The organism is Oryzibacillus soli (genome assembly GCF_051594765.1).
Taxonomy (GTDB): Bacteria; Bacillota; Bacilli; order Paenibacillales; family NBRC-103111; genus Paenibacillus_AR.
Genome location: NZ_JBPPGJ010000069.1, coordinates 1 through 1,507 on the forward strand (window position 1 = coordinate 1; position 1,507 = coordinate 1,507).

At 61.9% G+C, this 1,507-nt stretch carries 3 protein-coding genes; all 3 read left to right on the top strand.

Going from position 1 to position 1,507, the window contains the following annotated elements:
• Positions 1 to 787 (top strand): phage late control D family protein (locus ACSEXW_RS28600; protein ID WP_438449504.1); only part of this gene is annotated, 787 nt, incomplete at its 5' end.
• Positions 784 to 984 (top strand): hypothetical protein, encoded by a 201-nt coding sequence (locus tag ACSEXW_RS28605; protein WP_438449505.1) that lies wholly within the window; start codon positions 784 to 786, stop codon positions 982 to 984. The genes ACSEXW_RS28600 and ACSEXW_RS28605, both read left to right, overlap by 4 nt.
• A 4-nt stretch (positions 985 to 988) precedes the next feature.
• On the top strand, positions 989 to 1,507 hold a 519-nt coding region (locus ACSEXW_RS28610; protein WP_438449506.1), incomplete at its 3' end, for a phage tail protein.

A 1,507-nucleotide genomic window follows, 5' to 3' on the forward strand; every position in this document is an offset into this window, starting at 1 on the left:
GCCCCGGAAAAATGACCTCCTGCAGGTGAGAACGGGCAGCTTCGATACAGGGGCCATGTTCATCGACCATCTGGAGCAAGGCGCCGGGGAATTTGCCATGAAGGCCCTGTCCATCCCGCAGGAAGCCAAGAGCGTCCGTTCACAGGGCTGGGAGAGCGTCCGATTCCTGGAGTTCGCTACGCAGTTGGCGGCCCGCCACGGCTTCGAGGTGCAGACCTATGGGGTGATGAACCACCTGTACCACCGGGTGGACCAGCTGGAGGAGGCCGATTTCGCCTTCCTGGCTAGACGCTGCACCCGCGAGGGGTACGGCATGAAGGTGACGGATCGGAAAGTGATCCTCTTCGACGAGGCCGCCGAGGCCAGCCGGACGGAGACCACTACGATCCGAACCGGGGATATGATCGGGCAGTTCCGCTTCATCGACAAGTCGACGGACATCTATGGCAGCTGCCGGGTCTTCGGGCGGGGACCGGCCGGGGAGCGGATGCAGGCAACCTTCACCGCTCCGGATACCACCGGCCCGGTGGCTATTCACAAGCTGGCACTCTCCAACCAGGCGGAGGCCGACCGGTGGGCCCGGGGACTGCTCCGGAGCGCAAACAAGTACCGGGTTACCGGCACGCTTACAGTCACCATGAATACCGGTCTCGCCGCCGGCAGCGTTGTTCGGATCGAGGGAGTGGGGTTGTTTGATGGGCTGTACGTCATCGACCAGCTGACTCATGATCCGGTGCATGACCGGACGAAGCTCACTCTGCGGAAGCCATTGGAGGGATATGCATGATCCATAAAGGGCGCGTGAGCTCCTTGGATACGGTCCGCCGGGTGGCCCGTGTCACCTTTGCGGACCTGGACGATTCCGTTACCCCGGAGCTGCCATATGCAGACCATGTCACGCTGGACGTCGGGGATGAGGTTGCCGTCGCCCTGTTCTCGGATAGCCTGGCCGACGGGCTGATCATCGCTGTGAAAGGAGGGTAACCGGATGCCCATCGCATCGTATCAAGGCAAGGTATTTCAGGGGATGTACACGATTGACGGCCTGGGCTGGGGTGGCGCCCTCGATACAGAGGCTCAGGAGAAGCTCCAGGATAAGCCGTCTACCTACATCAAGGGGAAGACGCTCAGCACCATCTCCTTCGACATTCCCCTGCGTGCGGAGCTGGGGCATAACGTGAGGGCTGAGATCGAGGCGTGGGAGGCCATCCGGGATACGGCCAGGCCGGACTATTTCATCCTCGGGGAGAAGCCTCTCGGACGGAACAAGTGGCTGTTGAAGTCGACCACGGTAAGCGATCCTCTCCTGGATGCTCAGGGATGGCTCATCAAAGCCGTGCTGAAGCTGGAGCTCGAGGAGTATGTACGGGCAGGCAGCGCAGAAGCCTCGGCCAGTAAAAAGGCGGCAGCTGGAGTGGCGATTGGACTGGAGCCGAGCCCGTCCATCTACAGTCCACCGGACAAGGCCGAACAAAAGCGGGCCAACCCAAACGTGTCGGCGGCCACG

Bases quoted from the DNA above. Each gene is read 5' to 3' on its own strand.
- ACSEXW_RS28605 (WP_438449505.1), top strand. From the start codon at position 784: ATGATCCATAAAGGGCGCGTGAGCTCCTTGGATACGGTCCGCCGGGTG.